The following is a 21,576-nucleotide window of genomic DNA, read 5'->3' on the forward strand; positions in this document are numbered from 1 at the left end:
CAGCAGGCCCTTGCGTAACGGCTGTCACCTGCGATCCTACGGCCCCGGAACGGACCCGCCGGAGCTTCTTGAAGGAGGGGTCACGACCGGCCGTACGAGCGCGTTGACCTTACCGCCGGGCACTGACAATCGCCGGATCCCGGCGGTCGGCCGCGCATTCGGAGTCGCACGCCCATCACTGCTCCGACGGCCCGGTATCGGTGTCGGTCCCCTCGTTCTGCCGTACTTCGTACGCCAGCTCATCGAGTGAGCCCTGGTCGGGCACGAACCACCTGATCGAGCCCTGCGTCGAGGTATCCACCCCGGACGCCTCGGCTCGCATCTTCCGGGCCAGGCCACTGGGCGAGTACCATTTTCCGTCCGCGGTCCAGCAGAGCGTATTCCTGGTGCCGTTCTTGTTGGACCAGGTCGCGCGGGCGCGGTCCGGGTTCGAGGCGAGCCAGTCCGTCATCTCCCGCCGCTCCGGTCGGGAGAAGGGCCGGAACTCAAGGTCCGTGCCCTCCGGGATGCGGCCGGCTGTGATGAGCGTCTTGACGGCGTTGACCTGTCGGCCGCGCTGTTCGCTTCCGGCGACCTGGTAGTCGTCCTGGAGGGCGGGAGCGGTCGTGTCGGAGTCGAGGCCGCGCATGGCGGCGCGCACTACACGCTGCATGCGTTCGGCGTTGCGGACCGCGGCGATGATGTGACTGCTCTTGCCGTACTCGTCGTCGATCGCGCGCAGCACCCAGGCGAAGGTGTCCCGCACCAGTTGCGGCACCTTCGCGAGCTCGCCCGTCCAGTCGAAGTCTGGGCTCTCGATGGCAGTGGTACTGAGACGGCGGAAGACGATGTGAGTGACGAGGAGATCGCCGTGCGAGGCGGCGGCGTCGGCGCGCCAGAGCAAGCCGTCGCGAAGTGCTTGGAGCTCCGCGCGAATCGCACGGAGCAGCTCGACCGCACGCCAGACTCGGTACACGTTCGGTGACGCCCCAAAGATCTGCTCGTAGACGTCGTCCTCCCACAGCCCCGCGAGGTTCTGGTCCCGCTTCGCCACCGCCGCAAGCTGAGCATTGGGATGGACGGCGGCCAGAGCCTCGGCGGCCTCCGTCATGGAGCAGCCGTGCTGTGGGTCAGGCAGACGCTCGCCACGCTTGATGACGTAGCTGCGATGCAGCAACAGCGCGAAGTCGTCACGGAGCTGGATCTGTCCTTGGTCAAGGGACTTGAAGTCGCGCTCCTCAATCGGGTTCTGCGTGTTCGTCGTGGTGGTGACCTGGTCGCCGAAGCCTTCCGGACAATCCTCCAGAGAGATCAGCCGCACCGTAACCCGGCCGATCTGCGCGGTGTCAGGGTCCTTGACGAAGGCCCGGTGCAGGGCGCTCACGGTCTGGGCGCCGTTGACCACGCTGATGCCGGTCAGCTTGAAGTCGCCGACCTTTCCGGGGACGGCCCGCCCGACCGGCTTGATCGTTTCACAGAGCATGGTGATGCCGTTACTGAAGTACCAGAAGTGCTCGGGTTGCTCCAGCAGCGTGTTCTGGATCTTTACGTTGACATCAGTCAGGTCGAGGGAATCGCGGATGTTGCGGGCGAAGAGCCCTCTCCGGTGCTCGCCGTACAGGTCCGCGAGGTCGGGGACGGTCATAGTGCCGTAGAGCGCTTTGTACGGGTTCGACTCCTGAACGAAGCCATCGAGCCTGACCGTGGCATCGATCTTCGGTGTCGCCGCGTCACCGAGAATCGCCCGGTGGAAGTCACGAAGGTCGAGAACCTTGTAGTCGACGATCTCGTCGACCTCGTTCTGCGCATCGATCTTCTCCTCAAGGAGCTCCCGCACCTTGGGGTCGAGGGGTGCAGTTCGCATCAACGCCAGGACGATGGTCACCTTCGGTAGGCCAAGGTCGAACGCCTGCTGGAGGTCCGGCACGAGTGGCTGGAAGCGGCTGTTGAACTTCGAGTAGGCGCGGTCGAAGAGCAGGTCCAGCCCGCGAAACAGCTTATGCACCGCCTCCTCGTCGAACCCGCCCTTGCCGGCATCGCTCCACTTTGCCTGTACAAGGCAGATCCGTGGCTGCGGAGCGGTGAGTTCCACCGACATCGCGTCGATACCGCGGTCGTCGGAGCCGTCGAAGACGCATACGGCGGCGGCCCGCGGGCCGACCTGGTGCTCGTTCTGCACGGCGAGTGCCGCGATCCCGCGACTGAGGAATGCCTGCCTACGACTCTGCTCGGAGGTTGATTTCGGTAGATCTGACAGGTCCAGCAGTCCGGTGTACCGCTCGTCGATGGCGTTGCGGACGTACTCGATATGCAGCTTGCTCATGACCTGCCTTTGCCCCCGGAACTCACTGATGGAAGGAGGGTATAAGGCGAAGATTGGCCTCGCAGGGCTCTCCCTCGACTTTCCGCCAGCAGGAGGCGGCTCCGGGCATTCCCTTACGGCGCGGCCTGGAAGGTGGCGACGGCTGCCCGCGTGGCCCCGCATTCGCAAGGCTGGTGCTGATTCGGAGCGGTCCGTGCCGCACGCGCCGCCGGACTGTCATGGCAGGAGCGACCTCCCCGGCTGTCGCGGCATCCTTAAAGACTCGGTGCCAAGCGCTCACCTACGAAGCTGCGTGTGTAGATGGTGAAGTCGCCGTGCGCGATCGGTAGTACGCCCCGGTGAAGGCCGGGGCGTACAGATGTCTGGGGCGTTGTCTCGGTGGGCGGGGTGAAAAGTGCAACGGCCTATTCCTCCGTGTCCCTTCTGGCTGTCCCGCTTGGTAAACATGCAGGTCAAAGCACTCTCCTGAGGGTGACAGATCCACCATGCGGCTTTCTATCCCACATGTGTCCCGCAGGAATCAATTTCGCGGGATCGGACAATTGGGATTTCGTCCGCCCGGCCATGGAAAACCCCTGATCAGGGCCCTGAGGTGTCGAGTGGTCACGGCCAAGTAGGCCGTGTGCGTTTTGGCATGCACAAGAAAGGCGCTGAACTGCGTTTCCGCTGTTCAGCGCCTTGATCCGGAGTGCCCCCGGCAGGATTCGAACCTGCGCACACGGCTCCGGAGGCCGTTGCTCTATCCCCTGAGCTACGGGGGCGTGTCCGTCGCGGTGATCGCGGCGACGGGTAGAACCCTACCAGCTCCCTACCGGTGTTCATGAACAGGTTTCTGGGTGGTCAAGGAGGTGGGCGGTGAGGGGTGGTGGGTCGCTCGCAGGGGGTGGAAGTGGGGAAAACCCGGACGCGGTGGCCGGTCCGGACCTACTCTCAAGTTGTGCCAGGCGCGTCGGGTCGGGTGCTTGTTGTGGACGACAACAAGGTCATCCGGCAGTTGATCAGGGTCAATCTCGAGCTGGAGGGTCTCGAGGTCGTGACCGCGGCCGATGGTGCCGAGTGTCTGGACGTCATTCATCAAGTGCGGCCTGATGTCGTGACCCTGGATGTCGTTATGCCTCGGCTGGACGGGCTGCGTACCGCCGCTCGGCTGCGTAGCGATCCCCGGACCCGTGATCTGCCCCTTGCCATCGTCAGCGCCTGTACCCAGTACGAGGTCGACAGCGGGCTCGATGTCGGCGTCGACGCGTTTCTCGCCAAGCCCTTCGAACCTGCCGAACTCATCGCTCTCGTAAGGCAGTTGATCGAGCGGGGGCGGCGTGAGCCCCGGGACCCGCGGGGCCCGCATGATCCGGCCGACGGCCTCTCCCTCGGTGGTGCCTTCGGTGCCGGCGCCGGTGAGGGTGAGCGGGCTGGACGGGGCGGGCGTAGCGGCAGCTGAGGGCGAGACGAGACTGCCTACGGCTCGCCACTTGTCGCCACGGCTTGTAGGTCCCTTTACTCGCTTCCCCTATTACTTGCTCCCCGTACATACAGACCCGCCTCCGCGCATGCAGAGCCCGCTCCATGCCGTCAGCCCCGTGCCCGCCATGTCCACATCCCGGACCCCCGGACAAACCGGCTGGCCTACCCACCCCCCTCCTCCCATACGCTTGTCCCGTGACCCCCGTCGAGCTCTCCCGTACCGTGCTGCGCGCGGTGCGTCGTGCTGTGGAAGACGGGGAGCTGCGTGTCGTCGTACCTGAGAAGGCCTCCGTGACCGTGCCGGGGGCCGGCGGGTGGGGTGACTACGCCACCAACATCGCCCTCCAGCTCGCCCGGCCCGCGGGGGAGACCCCTCGCCGTGTCGCCGAGCTGCTGCGGCCGCATCTCGCCAGTGCCCATGGCGTCAGCGGTGTCGAGATCACCGGGCCGGGGTTCCTCAACATCAGCCTCGGGCGTACGGCGTCCACCGCCCTCGTCGAGGAGATACTGCGGCGCGGACCGCGGTACGGGTACGTCGACGAGGCCGCGGCCGGCATCAGCCATGACGCCCTCGCCGGCCAACTCGCTTCGAGCACTCCGAACACGCTCGCCGGCCAACCCGTCTCCGGCAGCCCGAACGCCCCCACTCGCAACCCCGTCTCCGGCAGCCCTTACGCGCTCACCCGCGACCCCGTCTCCAGCAGCCCGACCGCGCTCACCCGCGAACACCCCCCCACCGCCCACCGCGTCCAACTCCACGCCCCCCACGACCCCCGCGCCCTCGTCCACATGGACGTCATCGCCCGCCTCCTCCGCTCCCAGGGCACCCTCGTCCGCACCAGCTGCGAGACCCGCCCCGAGCCCGAGTGGACGGCGGTCCTCGGTGTCGAGGCCGACGCGTACGGCACCCCGGCGCCACCGGCACCGGCACCGGCACCCGCACTCACACCGGCACCCGCACCGACCCCCCTCGACGTCAACGTACGACCCGTGCCCGCCCCCACCCCCGCCCCCGCGGAACTCCTCTCCCTCGGCCGCGATGCCGCCCGCTGGGCCCTCCTCCACCCCGCCGCCCACGACCGGCCCCGCCTCACCGCCGACCATCTCGTGCAGCGGGAGAGCAACCCCCTCTTCCGGGTCCGTTACGCCTACGCCCGTACCCGGGCCGTCAGCCGCAACGCCGCCGACCTCGGCTTCACCGCCGAACCCGGCGACGTACGACAGGACACACAACAAGACGTACGACACGGCACACAACAAGACGTAAGAGAGGGCACCGCCCCCCTCGCCCCGGCGGACCCCACCCCCCTCCTCACCCACCTCGCCGACCACCCCCGCCTCCTCGCCCGCGCGGCAGCCCACCGTGCCCCCGACCTGCTCGCCCGTCACCTGGTCGCCGTAGCCGATGCGACCCTTCCTCTCCTTGCCGACACGCTGCCGCGCGGGGACGAGAAACCCTCGGCCGCCCACCGTGCCCGGCTCGCGCTTGCCGAAGCTGCCGGGGTGGTGCTCGCCGGTGGCCTGTTCCTGCTCGGCATCGATGCCCCCGAACACCTCTGAGCGCCAGGACCGACAAGACACCGCACGATCTGAGCGCCAGGAAGAGACAGAAGAGAAGACGACATGAGCCGTTCCGCACATCCCGCCGGTCCCCGTCACGCCGACGTTCTGCCCGAGGGGCACTACTCCGCCCCGGCCGCCGACCTCAACGAACTCGACCCCAAGGTGTGGGCGCAGACCGTGAGTCGTGACGCGGACGGTGTCGTCACCGTCGGCGGTATCGACGTGAAGACGCTCGCCGAGCGGCACGGCACCCCGGCGTACGTGCTCGACGAGGCCGATTTCCGCGAGCGGGCCCGGGCCTGGCGTACCGCGTTCGGGCAGGACGCCGACGTCTTCTACGCCGGCAAGGCGTTCCTGTCCCGTGCCGTCGTGCGGTGGCTGGACGAGGAGGGGCTCAATCTCGACGTGTGTTCCGGTGGTGAGCTCGCCACCGCCCTCTCCGCCGGGATGCCCGCCGACCGCATCGCCTTCCACGGCAACAACAAGTCCGTCGGCGAGATCACGCGGGCCGTCGAGGCCGGCGTAGGACGCATCGTTCTCGACTCCTTCCAGGAGATCGTGCGGGTCGCCCATATCGCGCAGTCCCTCGGCAAGCGGCAGCCGGTGCAGATCCGGATCACCGTGGGCGTGGAGGCGCACACCCACGAATTCATCGCCACCGCCCATGAGGACCAGAAGTTCGGGATTCCGCTGGCCGGCGGGCAGGCCGCCGAGGCCGTGCGGCGCGCTCTTCAGCTCGACGGGCTCGAACTCATCGGGATCCACAGTCACATCGGGTCGCAGATCTTCGACATGTCCGGGTTCGAGGTCGCGGCCCATCGGGTGGTCGGGCTGCTCAAGGCCGTCCGTGACGAGCACGGTGTCGAGCTTCCCGAGATCGACCTGGGGGGTGGGCTCGGGATCGCGTACACCAGCGACGACGATCCCCGCGAGCCGCACGAGATCGCCAAGGCGCTCACCGAGATCGTCACCCGCGAGTGCGAGTCCGCGAAGCTGCGGACCCCGCGGATCTCCGTCGAGCCGGGGCGCGCCATCGTCGGGCCGACCGCCTTCACGCTCTACGAGGTCGGCACCATCAAGCCCCTCGACGGGCTGCGGACGTATGTGTCGGTCGACGGGGGCATGTCCGACAACATTCGGACGGCGCTCTACGACGCCGAATACAGCGTCGCTCTCGTGTCCCGGCGCTCCGACGCCGAGCCCATGCTCGCGCGGGTCGTCGGCAAGCACTGTGAGAGCGGGGACATCGTGGTCAAGGATGCCTTTCTGCCGGGGGACCTGGCACCCGGTGACCTGATCGCCGTACCGGCCACGGGTGCGTACTGCCGTTCCATGGCCAGCAATTACAACCATGTGCTCCGGCCGCCGGTCGTCGCCGTGAAGGATGGGGAGTCGCGGGTCATCGTCCGCCGGGAGACGGAGGAGGACCTGCTCCGCCTCGACGTCGGCTGAGTGAGCCGGAGGAGAGAAAGAAGAGAAAGAGGGGTGGAAGATCTTCGGTCTTCCGCCCCCCTAGAAATGAAATCGATGTCTCACGATCCGGACCATGGATAGAAACTCCCGTCCGGTGAGTGAGACTGGTCCAACCGATGACGGTATGAGGAAACGAGGTCGGATGATGCGTACGCGTCCGCTGAAGGTGGCGCTGCTGGGCTGTGGAGTGGTCGGCTCAGAGGTGGCGCGCATCATGACGACGCACGCCGACGACCTCGCCGCCCGCATCGGCGCACCCGTCGAGCTCGCGGGCGTCGCCGTACGCCGGCCCTCCAAGGTCCGCGAAGGCATCGACCCCGCCCTCGTCACCACCGACGCCACCGCCCTCGTCAAGCGCGGGGACATTGATGTCGTGGTGGAGGTCATCGGCGGTATCGAGCCCGCCCGTTCCCTCATCACCGCCGCCTTCGAGCACGGCGCCTCCGTCGTCTCCGCGAACAAGGCGCTGCTCGCCCAGGACGGCGCCGCGCTGCACGCCGCCGCCGAGCAGCAGGGCAAGGACCTGTACTACGAGGCCGCCGTCGCCGGTGCGATTCCGCTCATCCGGCCGCTGCGCGAGTCCCTCGCCGGCGACAAGGTCAACCGGGTGCTCGGGATCGTCAACGGGACCACCAACTTCATCCTCGACAAGATGGACAGTACGGGCGCGGGTTATCAGGAGGCCCTCGACGAGGCCACCGCCCTGGGGTACGCCGAAGCCGACCCCACCGCCGATGTCGAAGGCTTCGACGCCGCCGCCAAGGCCGCCATCCTCGCCGGAATCGCCTTCCACACGCGCGTGCGTCTCGACGACGTCTACCGCGAGGGCATGACCGAGGTCACCGCCTCCGACTTCGCCTCCGCGAAGAACATGGGCTGCACCATCAAGCTGCTCGCCATCTGCGAGCGCGCCGAGGACGGCGGGTCCGTCACCGCGCGCGTGCATCCCGCGATGATCCCGCTCAGCCACCCGCTCGCCTCCGTACGCGGCGCCTACAACGCCGTGTTCGTCGAGTCCGACGCCTCCGGGCAGCTGATGTTCTACGGCCCCGGCGCGGGCGGCGCCCCCACCGCCTCCGCCGTCCTCGGTGACCTCGTCGCCGTGTGCCGCAACCGGCTCAACGGGACCACCGGGCCCGGCGAGTCGGCGTACGCCGGACTGCCCGTGTCGGGCATGGGCGAGGTCGTCACGCGGTACCACATCAGCCTCGACGTCGCCGACAAACCGGGTGTTCTCGCACAGGTCGCCACCGTGTTCGCCGAGCACGGAGTCTCGATCGATACGGTTCGGCAGCAGGGGAAGGACGGCGAGGCATCCCTCGTCGTCGTCACGCACCGCGCGTCCGACGCCGCCCTGGGCGGGACCGTCGAGGCGTTGCGCAAGCTCGACACCGTGCGGGGTGTCGCCAGCATCATGCGGGTTGAAGGAGAGTAACCAGCAATGACCCACCAGTGGCGCGGAATCATCGAGGAGTACCGGGACCGGCTCCCGGTGTCCGACAGCACGCCGGTCGTCTCCCTCCGCGAGGGCGGCACGCCCCTCGTGCCCGCGCAGGTGCTCTCCGAGCGCACCGGCTGCGAGGTCCACCTCAAGGTGGAGGGCGCCAACCCCACCGGGTCCTTCAAGGACCGCGGTATGACCATGGCCATCACCCGGGCCAAGGAGGAGGGCGCGCAGGCCGTCATCTGCGCCTCCACCGGCAACACGTCGGCCTCCGCCGCCGCCTACGCGGTACGCGCCGGGATGGTCTGTGCCGTCCTCGTGCCGCGCGGCAAGATCGCGCTCGGCAAGATGGGCCAGGCCCTCGTGCACGGCGCGAAGATCCTCCAGGTCGACGGAAACTTCGACGACTGCCTCACCCTCGCCCGCGAGCTGAGCGACAACTACCCTGTGGCGCTGGTGAATTCGGTCAACCCGGTGCGCATCGAGGGCCAGAAGACGGCCGCCTTCGAGATCGTCGACATGCTCGGCGACGCCCCCGACATCCACGTCCTGCCGGTGGGCAACGCGGGCAACATCACCGCGTACTGGAAGGGCTACAAGGAGTACGCCGGGGATGGGATCGCCGCCAAGTCCCCGCGCATGTGGGGCTTCCAGGCCTCCGGTTCCGCGCCCATCGTGCGCGGCGAGATCGTCAAGGACCCCTCGACGATCGCCACCGCGATCCGCATCGGCAACCCCGCGTCCTGGCAGTTCGCGCTGGACGCGCGGGACGAGTCCGGCGGGTTCATCGACGAGGTGACGGACCGTGAGATCCTGCGCGCCTACCGGCTGTTGGCCGCTCAGGAGGGCGTTTTCGTCGAGCCCGCGTCCGCCGCTTCCGTCGCCGGTCTGCTGAAGGCGGCCGAGCAGGGCAAGGTCGACCCGGGCCAGACCATCGTCTGCACGGTGACCGGAAACGGCCTCAAGGACCCCGACTGGGCCGTCGCGGGCGCCCCGCAGCCGGTCACGATCCCGGTCGACGCGCCGACGGCCGCCGAGCGCCTCGGGCTGGCGTAAAGCCGCCTGGCGGGTATTCGCCACGGGGGGTGCACAGGGGGCTTACGACACGCATCGTGCGCCTCCTGTGCGCCCTATGTCGCCACAGAACCTTCCTTCGATAGGCTGTACCGAACCCGCCCGCCGCATATGCCTGCGCGCATGGCTCGGCACCGCGCCGTCTCCACGGCCCGAGGGTCTTCACGTACCTATCGAATCTCATCGAATGTCTTCGACAGTCACGCAGCTCAAGGAGAGTCATCGAGCGATGGCCGGTCCAGCCTTCCGCGCCGCCGCCGTCCGGGTGCGCGTCCCCGCCACCAGCGCCAACCTCGGCCCGGGCTTCGACGCCTTCGGCCTCTCGCTGGGGCTCTACGACGACGTCGTCGTCCGTGTCGCCGACTCCGGGCTGCTCATCGACATCGCCGGCGAGGGCAGCGAGACCCTCCCGCGCGACGAGAACCACCTCCTCGTACGGTCCCTGCGCACCGCCTTCGACCTGCTCGGCGGACAGCCGCGCGGCCTGGAGATCGTGTGCGCCAACCGCATTCCGCACGGCCGCGGTCTGGGCTCCTCCTCCGCCGCCATCTGCGCCGGCATCGTCGCAGCGCGCGCCGTGACCATAGGCGGGGACTCCCGGCTCGACGACACGGCCCTGCTGGAGCTCGCCACCGAGATCGAGGGTCACCCCGACAATGTGGCGGCCTGTCTGCTGGGCGGCTTCACGCTCTCCTGGATGGACGGCGGAGCCGCGCGGGCGATCAGGATGGACCCCGCCGATTCGATCGTTCCGGTGGTTTTCGTGCCCGGGAAACCGGTGCTCACCGAGACCGCGCGCGGCCTGCTCCCGCGCAGCGTCCCGCACGTCGACGCCGCCGCCAACGCGGGCCGCGCCGCCCTGCTCGTCGAGGCCCTCACCCGGCGCCCCGAGCTGCTGCTGCCCGCCACCGAGGACCGGCTGCACCAGGAGTACCGCGCTCCGGCGATGCCCGAAAGTGCCGCGCTGGTCGACCGGTTGAGGGCGGACGGGGTGCCGGCCGTCATCTCCGGCGCCGGTCCGACCGTGCTCGCACTGGTCGACGCCGACAACGCCGACAAGGTGTCCCACCTCGCCGGTGAGGGCTGGGCCGCCAACCGGCTGGATCTCGACGCACAGGGCGCGTGTGTACTTCCGCTCGCGGCCCCCAGCGTCAATTGACTACGTACCGTCGCCGGATTTCGAGAGGGGGAATGTTTGTTGGATCCGGTAGTGTTAATCTCAAGTCTGCACCCGACCCCACCATGGCGAGGTGCTTGTTGTCCCCGTCCGGGACAGACATTCTTCCGGGAGCCTCCCAAGCCGCACCGTGTTCTGTAGGGGCACAGAGCGGTTCGCCGGGCACGCTCCGGAATTGGTGCGACCAAGCCACGTGACACAGACACTCGGTGCCACTGCTTCGGGAAGCGCCGTCACCAGCAATCTCTTCCGCCGCTTAGGCGGACCACCGCCCCGGCACGGTTCACACAGCAAGAACCGAAGCCGGACAGCACAACCGGTCGCCGAGCCAGACAGGCCGACGTCCGCTCCAGGGAAGGACCCTTCGTGAGCGACACCACCGATCTGATGGGCGCGCGTGTCGAGGAGACCGCTGCCGCGCCCGCCACGGACGCCTCCGCGCCTGCCACCGGTGCCGGCTCCCGGCGGCGCCGCGGTACCGGCCTCGACGGCATGGTGCTGGCCGAGCTGCAGCAGGTCGCATCCGGCCTCGGCATCAGGGGCACCGCGCGGATGCGCAAGAGCCAGCTGATCGAGGTCATCAAGGACGCGCAGGCGGGCGGAGGTGCTCCGGCCAAGGCCGAGACCGCCACCGAGACCAAGCCGAAGCGCCGCGCCACCTCCAAGACCCGTACGGGCGACGAGGCGGCCACTCCGGCCGAGCAGAAGGCCGAGAAGGTCGCCGCCGAGAAGGCCGTGGCCCAGCAGCAGATCGAGATCCCCGGCCAGCCCGCCAGCGACGACGCCCCTGTGGAGCGCCGTCGTCGCCGCGCGACCGCCGAGGCCGGCAGCCCCGAGACGGTCACCGCCGAGGCGAAGAGCGAGCCGAAGGCCGAGACGCCCGCCGCCGCGCAGGGCGAGGCCGGTGACGACGGCCGTCAGGGCCGCCGGGACCGTCGCGACCGCAGTGGCCGTCAGGACCGCCAGGACCGCGACCGCGGCGACCGCCGCAAGGACGGCGAGCAGCAGGGCGGCGGCCAGCAGCAGAGCGGCGGCCGTCAGGACCGTCAGCAGGGCGGTCAGCAGCAGGACCGTCAGCAGCAGAGCGGTGGTCGCCAGGACCGTCAGGACCGGCAGCAGCGCGACAACGGCCCGCAGGACGACGACGACTTCGAGGGCGGCCGGCGCGGCCGTCGCGGCCGGTACCGGGACCGCCGGGGCCGTCGCGGACGCGACGAGTTCGGTGGCGGTGCCGCGGGCGAGCCGCAGGTCGCCGACGACGATGTGCTGATCCCCGTCGCGGGCATCCTCGACATCCTCGACAACTACGCGTTCATCCGTACGTCGGGCTACCTGCCGGGCCCGAACGACGTGTACGTGTCCCTCGCCCAGGTCCGCAAGAACGGCCTGCGCAAGGGCGACCACGTCACGGGTGCGGTCCGCCAGCCCAAGGACGGCGAGCGCCGCGAGAAGTTCAACGCGCTGGTCCGCCTCGACTCGGCGAACGGCATGGCGGCCGAATCCGGGCGCGGGCGACCGGAGTTCAACAAGCTGACGCCTTTGTACCCGCAGGACCGGCTCCGCCTGGAGACCGACCCGGGTGTGCTGACGACCCGCATCATCGACCTCGTCGCGCCGATCGGTAAGGGCCAGCGCGGTCTGATCGTGGCCCCGCCGAAGACCGGCAAGACCATGATCATGCAGGCGATCGCCAACGCGATCACGCACAACAACCCCGAGTGCCACCTGATGGTCGTCCTGGTCGACGAGCGTCCGGAAGAGGTCACCGACATGCAGCGGTCGGTGAAGGGCGAGGTCATCTCCTCGACCTTCGACCGTCCCGCCGAGGACCACACCACGGTCGCCGAGCTCGCCATCGAGCGCGCCAAGCGGCTGGTGGAGCTGGGCCACGACGTCGTCGTACTCCTGGACTCGATCACGCGTCTCGGCCGTGCGTACAACCTCGCGGCGCCCGCCTCCGGCCGCATCCTCTCCGGTGGTGTCGACTCCACGGCGCTGTACCCGCCCAAGCGCTTCTTCGGTGCCGCGCGCAACATCGAGGACGGCGGTTCGCTGACCATCCTCGCCACCGCGCTCGTCGACACCGGCTCGCGCATGGACGAGGTCATCTTCGAGGAGTTCAAGGGCACGGGCAACGCCGAGCTGAAGCTCGACCGGAAGCTCGCCGACAAGCGCATCTTCCCCGCGGTGGACGTCGACGCGTCCGGCACCCGTAAGGAAGAGATCCTGCTCGGCAGCGACGAGCTGGCCGTTACCTGGAAGCTGCGCAGGGTGCTGCACGCGCTCGACCAGCAGCAGGCGATCGAGCTGCTCCTCGACAAAATGAAGCAGACGAAGTCGAACGCGGAGTTCCTGCTCCAGATCCAGAAGACGACTCCTGGAAACGGCGACTAAGGCAAGTCGGCGTTATCAGAGGGCCGCCCCCTGTTAAGGGGGCGGCCCTCTGCGTTGTCAGTGGCTCGCTGTACGATCGCGCCCTTCGGACTTGTTTTCGATAATCGTCCGAACTTCTGATCCCGAGGGGGGACTTGAGTGGGTACGCCCATGCCTGGGGCCGGTCGGCACAGACGCCGGATACGTTTTGGCCTGCCTGTCGCCGCGGCCGGTATCGCCGCCGCCGTGACCGCCGCACTGATGACGACATCCGCCGGCGCCGCCACCGCGCTGCCGACGCCGACCGTGAAGCCCGCCGTGAGCACGACGTCGCTCGCCACGCTGAAGAAGCGCGTCGCGGGCGCCGAGGCCGGTGACGACATCGCCGGGGAGACGACCAAGAAGGCGTCCCTGAGCGCGAGTACCAATGGCAAGGCCGTCAGCCCGAAGATCATCGGCGGCACGACGACCACCATCAACACCGCGCCGTTCATGGCGCAGCTCTGGTACTACGACGACAAGGGCACCACCGACGAGAGCGACGACCTCGGCTTCTTCTGCGGCGGCTCGGTCATCTCGCCGTCGAAGATCCTGACGGCCGGGCACTGCACCAAGGACGAGCACGGCAAGGCCTACAACTGGGCCAAGTACGGCGCCGTCGTCACCAGCGCCACCGTGCTGCCGACCACGGACACCGACGGCAACACCGACCTGCACGGCGGCCAGGCCACCGCGGTCCTGCGTCAGTGGACCCACCCGTCGTACAACGCGACGACGATCGACAACGACATCGCGGTCCTCACCCTGGCGGCCCCCGTCAAGGCGACCCCGATCCGCATGACGACGAACGGCGACACGGCGTCGTACACGGGCACGCCCGCCAAGACCGCCAAGGTCTACGGCTGGGGCCGCACCAGCTCCCAGACCGAGGACATCTCCGAGACGCTGAAGACGGCCACGCTGCCGATCCAGTCGGACGCCACCTGCACCGGCGCCTACGGCAGCCTCGTCATCAAGGCCCACATGGTCTGCGCGGGCACGCCCGCCACCGGCAGCGACACCGGTACGACGGCGATCTGCAACGGCGACTCCGGCGGCCCGCTGGTCGTCGGCGGCCGGATCGTCGGTGTCGTCTCCTGGAGCGGCGACGACGGTGACGCCACCACGGTCAACGACTGCGTCGTCGAGGGCACCTACGGCGTCTTCACCAAGGTCAGCGCCTACGTCGGCGCGGCCTACGCGCAGGTCGACGACGGCAACCTGAGCTACAGCGACAACAAGGCCGACGTCTACGCCCGCAAGTCCTCCAACAAGGTGGGCTACGAGCTGGACTCCAAGGGCACCTCGCTGGCCACGCGCGTCTCCCTGGGCGACTGGGGCGGCGTCAACCTGGTCCGGTCGGCCGACCTGAACCGGGACGGCTACCAGGACTGGATCTACCGGACCACCGCCGGCGCGGTCTACTGGGACCACTTCCAGCTCAACAGCGCCCGGGACGACGGCAGTTGGGTCAGCACGAAGATCTTCGCCAACTGGAAGACCCGCACCCGGATCATCGCCCCCGGCGATGTCACCGGCGACTACCTGCCCGACCTGGTCTCGGTCGACAGCGCGGGCGTGCTGTGGATCTACCCGGGCAAGGGCAACGGCACCTTCAGCTCGCCCTCGCGTGTCGGCGGCGGCTGGAGCCAGTACAACACGCTGGTCGGTCACGGCGACTTCAACGGTGACGGCAAGGCCGACCTGCTCGCCCGCAACAAGAGCACCGGCGTCGTCTACCTGTACAAGGGCGCCGGCAAGTCCGGCACGGGTGCCTTCGCGGCCCGCGTGAAGGTGCGCACCTGGGGCAGCTACAACGCGTTCGACGCCGTCGGTGACTTCACCGGCGACGGCAAGGCGGACCTCCTGATCCGCAACGCGAGCAACGCGCTGTACCTCTACCCGGGCACCGGCAAGGCCACCAGCGAGATCTTCGGCACACCGAAGTCCCTCGGCACCGGTTTCCAGCAGTACGACATCTTCGGCTGAAATCGCAGGTGAGCGGGGTGTAACCCGCTGAAGTGACTACACAGAGTGCCCATCGCCGTACGCGATGGGCACTCTGTGTTGTGCAACCCTTTCCCGAGTTTCCCTGTCTGACCTGGTGGAGTGACCATGGAGCGAGGAATGAGCGCTATCGGTCGCTTCGACCAGGCCTGAGCCCTGAAAGCAGGGGGTACCCGACCGGAACGAGATTCGAGGAGCCCATGTCCGCCGAGAGCACGCCGGAGCCCGCCATACCGGGCAAGGACGGCAACGACGGCCCGCGCCACCGCGCCAGAGGCCGTAAGAAGGAGCGCAGCCCGCACAGCAAGGCCCTGCTGCTCATGGCCTGGACCGCCGCGGGCGTCGTGGTGCTGGGCGGCACCGGCGCCGGGTACGTGTACTTCAAGCTCAACGGCAACATCAAGACCGTCGACATCAACCAGGCCCTCGGCACCGACCGGCCGGTCAAGGTCGACAACGGCTCCGAGAACATCCTGGTCCTGGGCTCGGACAGCCGCTCCGGCACGAACAAGAAGCTCGGCGGCGGCACCGACGACGGCAGCGCCCGCTCCGACACCGCGATGATCGTGCACGTCTACAAGGGCCACAAGAAGGCCAGCGTGGTGTCCATCCCGCGTGACACCCTCGTCGACCGCCCCGCGTGCACCGACACCAAGGGCGTCACGCACGACGCGGCGTCCGGCGTGATGTTCAACGAGGCGTACTCCACGGGCGGCGCCGCCTGCACGGTGAAGACCGTCGAGGCCGTCACCGGGCTGCGCATGGACCACTACCTGGAAGTCGACTTCGCCGGCTTCGAGAAGCTCATCGACGAACTCGGCGGCGTCCCGGTCACCACGACCAAGGCCATCAAGGACCCGCAGAGCCACCTCGACCTCAAGGCCGGCACCCACACGCTGAACGGCCGGCAGGCCCTCGGCCTGGTCCGCACCCGGCACGGCGTCGGCGACGGCTCCGACCTCGGCCGCATCCAGCTCCAGCAGGCCTTCATCAAGGCCCTGGTCAACCAGGTCAAGCACATCGGCGTCCTCACCAGCCCGACCAAGCTCTACGACCTCGCCAACACCGCCACCAAGGCCGTCACCACCGACTCCGACCTCGGCTCGGTGAACTCCCTCACATCCTTCGCCAACGGCCTCAAGACCATCAGCTCCAAGAACATGAACATGGTCACGATGCCCGTCGAGTACGACCCGGCCAACCCGAACCGGGTGATCGTGGAGAAGTCGAAGGCGCAGATGGTCTGGACGGCGTTGAAGAACGACCGCCCGATCCCGGCGGCGGCGACCAAGGGCACGGCAACAGGCGAAGCCAAGGGTGTCGTGACGTCGTAGTTCGGCCGCGGGTGCGCCCCCACCGGCCCGCAGGGAATAGACAACGCGAACCCCCGGTTTTGGGAGATGGCTCCAGTGCTGGCAGACTGGACAGTCGGCCCCGGTTCACGCCCCGCAACCCGCGGAGCGACCCGGCGCCCTCCCGAAACTAGGAGACACCCTTGAAGCGCGAGATCCACCCCGAGTACGTCGAGACCCAGGTCAGCTGCACCTGTGGCGCGTCGTTCACCACCCACAGCACGATCGCGAGCGGCACCATCCGCGCCGACGTCTGCTCCGAGTGCCACCCGTTCTACACGGGCAAGCAGAAGATCCTCGACACCGGTGGCCGCGTGGCCCGCTTCGAGGCCCGCTTCGGCAAGGCTGCTGCCGGCTCCACGAAGTAGCGAGCTTCCATTTCGCCGGTCCACGGCCGCGCCCAGCTACGGGCGCGTGCCGGGACCGGCGTTTTTGGTCGCCCGCCTACCCTTCCGTACGCATTTCAGGAGCCCAAGATGTTCGAGGCTGTCGAGGACCTCATCGGCGAGCACGCCGACCTTGAGACGAAGCTCGCCGACCCGTCGGTCCACGCCGACCAGGCCAACGCGCGCAAGCTGAACAAGCGCTACGCCGAGCTCACCCCGATCGTCGCCACGTACCGCTCCTGGAAGCAGACCGGCGACGACATCGAGACCGCGCGTGAACTCGGCGCCGACGACCCGGAGTTCGCGGCCGAGGTCAAGGAGCTGGAGAAGCAGCGCGAGGAGATCACGGAGAAGCTGCGGCTGCTGCTCGTGCCGCGTGACCCCAACGACGACAAGGACGTGATCCTTGAGGTCAAGGCGGGCGCCGGCGGCGACGAGTCCGCCCTGTTCGCGGGTGACCTGCTGCGCATGTACCTGCGGTACGCGGAGCGCGTCGGCTGGAAGACCGAGATCATCGACGCCACCGAGTCCGAGCTGGGCGGCTACAAGGACGTCCAGGTCGCCGTGAAGACCAAGGGCGGCAACGGCGCGACCGAGCCCGGCCAGGGTGTCTGGGCCCGCCTGAAGTACGAGGGCGGTGTGCACCGCGTGCAGCGCGTCCCGGCGACCGAGTCCGCGGGCCGCATCCACACCTCGGCGGCCGGTGTCCTGGTCACCCCCGAGGCGGAGGAGGTCGACGTCGAGATCAACCCGAACGACCTCCGCATCGACGTCTACCGCTCCTCCGGTCCCGGCGGGCAGTCCGTCAACACGACCGACTCCGCGGTGCGCATCACGCACATTCCGACCGGAGTCGTCGCTTCCTGCCAGAACGAGAAGAGCCAGCTGCAGAACAAGGAGCAGGCACTGCGTATCCTGCGCTCCAGGCTGCTCGCCGCGGCGCAGGAGGAGGCGGAGCGGAACGCCGCCGACGCCCGCCGCAGCCAGGTCCGCACGGTCGACCGCTCCGAGAAGATCCGTACGTACAACTTCCCGGAGAACCGCATCTCGGACCACCGCGTCGGCTTCAAGGCGTACAACCTCGACCAGGTCCTGGACGGCGACCTCGACGCGATGATCCAGGCTTGCGTGGACGCGGACTCGGCCGCCAAGCTCGCGGCGGCGTAAGGCACGGCACGGTTCGGCACGGACGAGTACGACACGGAGGACTTGCGTGAACCTGCTGCTAGCAGAGGTGGCCCAGGCCACCCAGCGGCTGGCCGACGCCGGCGTGCCCTCGCCGCGCAACGACGCGGAGGAACTCGCCGCGTACGTGCACGGTGTGAAGCGGGGCGAGCTGCACTCCGTGAAGGACGTGGACTTCGACGCCCGCTACTGGGAGACCATCGCCCGGCGCGAGCAGCGTGAGCCGCTCCAGCACATCACCGGCCGGGCCTTCTTCCGGTACCTGGAACTCCAGGTCGGGCCAGGGGTGTTCGTGCCGCGCCCCGAGACCGAGTCGGTGGTCGGCTGGGCCATAGACGCGGTCCGCGCGATGGACGTCGTAGAGCCGCTGATCGTGGACCTCTGCACCGGATCCGGCGCCATCGCGCTCGCCCTCGCGCAGGAGGTCCCGCGCTCCCGGGTGCACGCCGTGGAGCTGTCCGAGGACGCCCTCCAGTGGACCCGCAAGAACATGGACGGCTCCCGCGTCGACCTGCGGCAGGGCAACGCGCTGGACGCCTTCCCCGACCTCGACGGCCATGTCGACCTGGTCATCTCCAATCCGCCGTACATCCCGCTCACCGAATGGGAGTACGTCGCTCCCGAGGCGCGGGACTACGATCCCGAACTCGCCCTGTTCTCGGGGGAGGACGGCCTCGACCTGATCCGCGGCATCGAGCGCACCGCACACCGGCTCCTCCGTCCCGGCGGTGTCGTCGTCATCGAGCACGCCGACACCCAGGGCGGCCAGGTGCCGTGGATCTTCACCGAGGAGCGGGGCTGGGCCGACGCGGCCGACCACCCCGATCTCAACAACCGCCCGCGCTTCGCGACCGCCCGCCGGGCGACGCCGTGAGCAGCGCCCCGACTTTCGACCCGCAGCAGTACGTGTACGAGGAGGCCCGCTAGACATGGCACGGCGATACGACACCAATGACGCGACCGACCGCACGACGGGTCTGCGCGAGGCCGCGTCCGCCGTCCGCCGGGGCGAACTCGTGGTCCTGCCGACCGACACGGTCTACGGCATCGGGGCCGACGCGTTCTCCTCGGAGGCCGTCGCCGATCTCCTGGACGCCAAGGGCCGGGGCCGCAACATGCCCACCCCCGTCCTCATCGGCTCCCCGAACACGCTGCACGGCCTCGTCACGGACTTCTCCGAGCTGGCCTGGGAACTCGTCGACGCGTTCTGGCCGGGCGCCCTCACGCTGGTCGCCAAGCACCAGCCGTCCCTGCAGTGGGACCTGGGGGACACCCGGGGCACGGTCGCCGTCCGGATGCCGCTGCACCCGGTCGCGATCGAGCTGCTGACGGAGGTCGGTCCGATGGCGGTCTCCTCGGCGAACCTCACCGGCCACCCCGCGCCGGAGGACTGCGACGCGGCCCAGCAGATGCTCGGCGACTCGGTCTCCGTGTACCTCGACGGCGGTCCGACGCCCGGCAACGTGCCGTCGTCGATCGTCGACGTCACGCGCGAGGTGCCGCTGCTGCTGCGCGCGGGCGCGATCTCGGCCGAGGAGCTGCGGAAGGTCGTCCCCGACCTTGAGGTGGCGAATTGACAGCCCCTGACGCGGGGCGTGGCATAGGCAACGGGGAAGTGACGGGGACCTTCGGGCTCCCCATGGACAGCTTCCGCATCCTCCACGTCAGCACCGGCAACGTGTGCCGCTCGCCGATCACCGAGCGGCTGACCCGTCATGCCCTGGCGGACCGGCTCGGCGACCCGCTGTGGGGCGGGCTGATCGTGGAGAGCGCCGGGACGTGGGGCCATGAGGGCGCACCCATGGAGACCAACGCGGCGACCGTCCTCACCGACTTCGGCGCGGACCCCTCCGGGTTCACCGGCCGCGAGCTGCTCGACGACCACGTGATCCGCGCCGACCTGGTCCTGACGGCCACCCGTGACCACCGCGCCCAGGTCATCTCCATGGGCCACTCGGCAGGCCTGCGCACCTTCACCCTCAAGGAGTTCACCCGCCTGGTGAAGGCGATAGACCCCGCAACCCTCCCACCCCTGGAGGACGGCATGGTGGCCCGCGCCCGCGCCCTGGTCCGCGCGGCAGCGGCCCTACGAGGCTGGCTCCTGGCTCCCACGGCGGAAGCGGACGAGGTCTTCGACCCGTACGGCGCACCCCTGCCGTTCTTCCGCTCCATCGGCGACGAGATAAACCAGGCGATCGATCCGGTGGTCACGGCGCTGACGGGTGTACCTGCGCGGACTTGACCGGACGGGAGCGGAGTCGGCGACGCCCGCCGCGGAGCGGCTGATGTGGCTGAACCAGGCGATCGATCCCGCGGTGACCGCCCTCACCGGCGTCCCCGCGAAGACGTAGCGACGCCCGCGCGCCCCACCCGCCCCGGGCCTACATTGGACGTACGTCACCGTCGACGGTCCGGAGTCCACCATGTCGGTCATCCCTGTCCTTGAGGCCGATGTGCTGCGTCGGCAGGATCCCGAGCTGGCCGAGATCCTGCTCGGGGAGCTGACGCGGCAGTCGACGACGCTCCAGCTGGTCGCCGCCGAGAACTTCACCTCGCCCGCCGTGCTGGCCGCGCTCGGCTCCCCGCTCGCCAACAAGTACGCCGAGGGATACCCCGGCGCCCGCCACCACGGCGGCTGCGAGATCGTCGACGTCGCCGAGCGGGTCGCCGTAGACCGGGCGAAGGCGTTGTTCGGGGCCGGGCACGCCAACGTGCAGGCGCATTCCGGGTCTTCGGCCGTGCTGGCCGCCTACGCCGCGCTGCTGCGGCCCGGTGACACCGTCCTCGCGCTGGGGCTGGCGTACGGCGGGCATCTCACGCACGGGTCGCCCGCGAACTTCTCCGGGCGGTGGTTCGACTTCGTGGGGTACGGGGTGGACGCGGAGACCGGGCTCATCGACTACCAGCAGGTGCGTTCCCTCGCCCGTACGCATCGGCCCAAGGCGATCGTCTGCGGGTCCATCGCCTGTCCCCGGCATATCGACTACGCCCTCTTCCGCGAGGTCGCCGACGAGGTGGGCGCCTATCTCATCGCCGACGCCGCGCATCCCATCGGCCTCGTCGCCGGGGGAGCCGCGCCGAACCCGGTGCCGTACGCCGATGTCGTCTGCGCGACCACGCACAAGGTGCTGCGCGGGCCGCGCGGCGGGATGCTGCTGTGCGGGAGTGAGCTGGCCGAGCGGGTGGACCGGGCCGTTTTTCCGTTCACGCAGGGCGGCGCGCAGATGCACACCATCGCGGCGAAGGCCGTCGCGTTCGGCGAGGCGGCGACGCCGGCCTTCACGGCGTACGCCCATCAGGTGGTCGCCAACGCCCGGGTGCTCGCGGCCGGGCTGGCGGCGGAGGGGCTGGTCGTCACGACGGGCGGTACCGACACCCATCTCATCACCGCCGACCCGCTGCCCCTCGGCGTCGACGGACGTGCCGCACGCGGTCAACTCGCCGCCGCCGGAATGGTGTTGGACTGCTGCGCGCTCCCGCACGGCGACTCGCGCGGGCTGCGGCTGGGTACCGCCGCGGTGACCACGCAGGGCATGGGGGAGGGCGAGATGGCGGGGATCGCGGCGCTGATGGCCGGGGTGCTGCGCGGCCGGGTCGACGCCCGGCGGGCCCGTGACGAAGTGCGGGATCTTGTGGGTGGATTCCTGCCGTATCCGGGCTGAACGGGGGTACCCGTACCCAGGTACACAGCCACACGTGCAACCATCTTCGCTACCCGGAAGTCCCCAACCATATGCGTC

Annotated in this window: 17 protein-coding genes and 1 tRNA gene; 16 read left to right on the forward strand and 2 right to left on the reverse strand. The window is 69.1% G+C overall.

Features of this window, described 5'->3' with window-relative positions; translation table 11 throughout:
- Window positions 1–175: 175 nt before the first annotated feature.
- Together OG407_RS34485 and OG407_RS34490 are read right to left on the reverse strand one after the other, a co-directional pair.
- Window positions 176–2,302, reverse strand: coding sequence for an AIPR family protein (locus OG407_RS34485; protein WP_405863377.1), 2,127 nt, complete (start codon window positions 2,300–2,302; stop codon window positions 176–178).
- A 689-nt stretch (window positions 2,303–2,991) separates the two neighbouring features.
- Window positions 2,992–3,063, reverse strand: a tRNA-Arg gene (locus OG407_RS34490).
- Window positions 3,064–3,191: 128 nt separating this feature from the next.
- Here OG407_RS34490 and OG407_RS34495 point away from each other — a divergent pair.
- The 16 genes from OG407_RS34495 (at window position 3,192) to glyA (ending at window position 21,498) form a co-directional block, all read left to right on the forward strand.
- On the forward strand, window positions 3,192–3,740 hold the full coding sequence (locus OG407_RS34495; RefSeq protein ID WP_405868772.1) for a response regulator: 549 nt from the start codon (window positions 3,192–3,194) through the stop codon (window positions 3,738–3,740).
- 218 nt (window positions 3,741–3,958) lie between these two features.
- Window positions 3,959–5,323 (forward strand): ArgS-related anticodon-binding protein NrtL, encoded by a 1,365-nt coding sequence (gene nrtL / locus OG407_RS34500; RefSeq protein ID WP_405863378.1) that lies wholly within the window; start codon window positions 3,959–3,961, stop codon window positions 5,321–5,323.
- A gap of 63 nt (window positions 5,324–5,386) precedes the next feature.
- A complete protein-coding gene (gene lysA, locus OG407_RS34505; RefSeq protein WP_405863379.1) occupies window positions 5,387–6,778 on the forward strand; it encodes a diaminopimelate decarboxylase in 1,392 nt (463 codons plus the stop codon).
- A 163-nt stretch (window positions 6,779–6,941) separates the two neighbouring features.
- Window positions 6,942–8,234 (forward strand): homoserine dehydrogenase, encoded by a 1,293-nt coding sequence (locus OG407_RS34510; protein WP_318018838.1) that lies wholly within the window; start codon window positions 6,942–6,944, stop codon window positions 8,232–8,234.
- Window positions 8,235–8,240: 6 nt separating this feature from the next.
- A complete protein-coding gene (gene thrC, locus OG407_RS34515; protein WP_033285390.1) occupies window positions 8,241–9,299 on the forward strand; it encodes a threonine synthase in 1,059 nt (352 codons plus the stop codon).
- 247 nt (window positions 9,300–9,546) lie between these two features.
- Complete coding sequence (gene thrB, locus OG407_RS34520) at window positions 9,547–10,476, forward strand: homoserine kinase (RefSeq protein WP_403590842.1); 930 nt, start codon at window positions 9,547–9,549, stop codon at window positions 10,474–10,476.
- Window positions 10,477–10,860: 384 nt separating this feature from the next.
- Window positions 10,861–12,888, forward strand: a complete 2,028-nt coding sequence (rho, locus tag OG407_RS34525) for a transcription termination factor Rho (protein WP_405863380.1) — start codon at window positions 10,861–10,863, stop codon at window positions 12,886–12,888.
- Between the two features lie 150 nt (window positions 12,889–13,038).
- Window positions 13,039–14,895, forward strand: a complete 1,857-nt coding sequence (locus OG407_RS34530) for a trypsin-like serine protease (RefSeq protein WP_405863381.1) — start codon at window positions 13,039–13,041, stop codon at window positions 14,893–14,895.
- A gap of 218 nt (window positions 14,896–15,113) precedes the next feature.
- Window positions 15,114–16,247, forward strand: coding sequence for an LCP family protein (locus tag OG407_RS34535; protein WP_405863382.1), 1,134 nt, complete (start codon window positions 15,114–15,116; stop codon window positions 16,245–16,247).
- Between the two features lie 161 nt (window positions 16,248–16,408).
- Window positions 16,409–16,633 carry a 50S ribosomal protein L31 gene (gene rpmE, locus OG407_RS34540; protein WP_317881999.1) on the forward strand — a complete coding sequence of 75 codons (225 nt, stop codon included), beginning with the start codon at window positions 16,409–16,411 and terminating at the stop codon, window positions 16,631–16,633.
- A 108-nt stretch (window positions 16,634–16,741) separates the two neighbouring features.
- Window positions 16,742–17,818 carry a peptide chain release factor 1 gene (prfA, locus tag OG407_RS34545; RefSeq protein ID WP_403590824.1) on the forward strand — a complete coding sequence of 359 codons (1,077 nt, stop codon included), beginning with the start codon at window positions 16,742–16,744 and terminating at the stop codon, window positions 17,816–17,818.
- A gap of 46 nt (window positions 17,819–17,864) precedes the next feature.
- The gene (gene prmC, locus OG407_RS34550) at window positions 17,865–18,710 is read left to right on the forward strand and encodes a peptide chain release factor N(5)-glutamine methyltransferase (RefSeq protein WP_019060714.1); all 846 of its coding nucleotides are present in this window, start codon (window positions 17,865–17,867) and stop codon (window positions 18,708–18,710) included.
- A gap of 55 nt (window positions 18,711–18,765) precedes the next feature.
- A complete protein-coding gene (locus OG407_RS34555; protein WP_019060715.1) occupies window positions 18,766–19,413 on the forward strand; it encodes an L-threonylcarbamoyladenylate synthase in 648 nt (215 codons plus the stop codon).
- Window positions 19,410–20,078: a low molecular weight phosphatase family protein gene (locus OG407_RS34560; protein WP_043683118.1), complete on the forward strand. Its 669-nt coding sequence runs from the start codon at window positions 19,410–19,412 to the stop codon at window positions 20,076–20,078. Before OG407_RS34555 ends, OG407_RS34560 begins: the two co-directional genes overlap by 4 nt.
- Window positions 20,059–20,187, forward strand: a complete 129-nt coding sequence (locus OG407_RS34565) for a hypothetical protein (RefSeq protein ID WP_405863383.1) — start codon at window positions 20,059–20,061, stop codon at window positions 20,185–20,187. Before OG407_RS34560 ends, OG407_RS34565 begins: the two co-directional genes overlap by 20 nt.
- 72 nt (window positions 20,188–20,259) lie before the next feature.
- Window positions 20,260–21,498, forward strand: a complete 1,239-nt coding sequence (gene glyA / locus OG407_RS34570) for a serine hydroxymethyltransferase (protein WP_405863384.1) — start codon at window positions 20,260–20,262, stop codon at window positions 21,496–21,498.
- The last annotated feature ends 78 nt before the right edge of the window (window positions 21,499–21,576 follow it).

It is taken from the genome of Streptomyces sp. NBC_01515 (assembly GCF_045040345.1).
GTDB lineage: Bacteria > Actinomycetota > Actinomycetes > Streptomycetales > Streptomycetaceae > Streptomyces.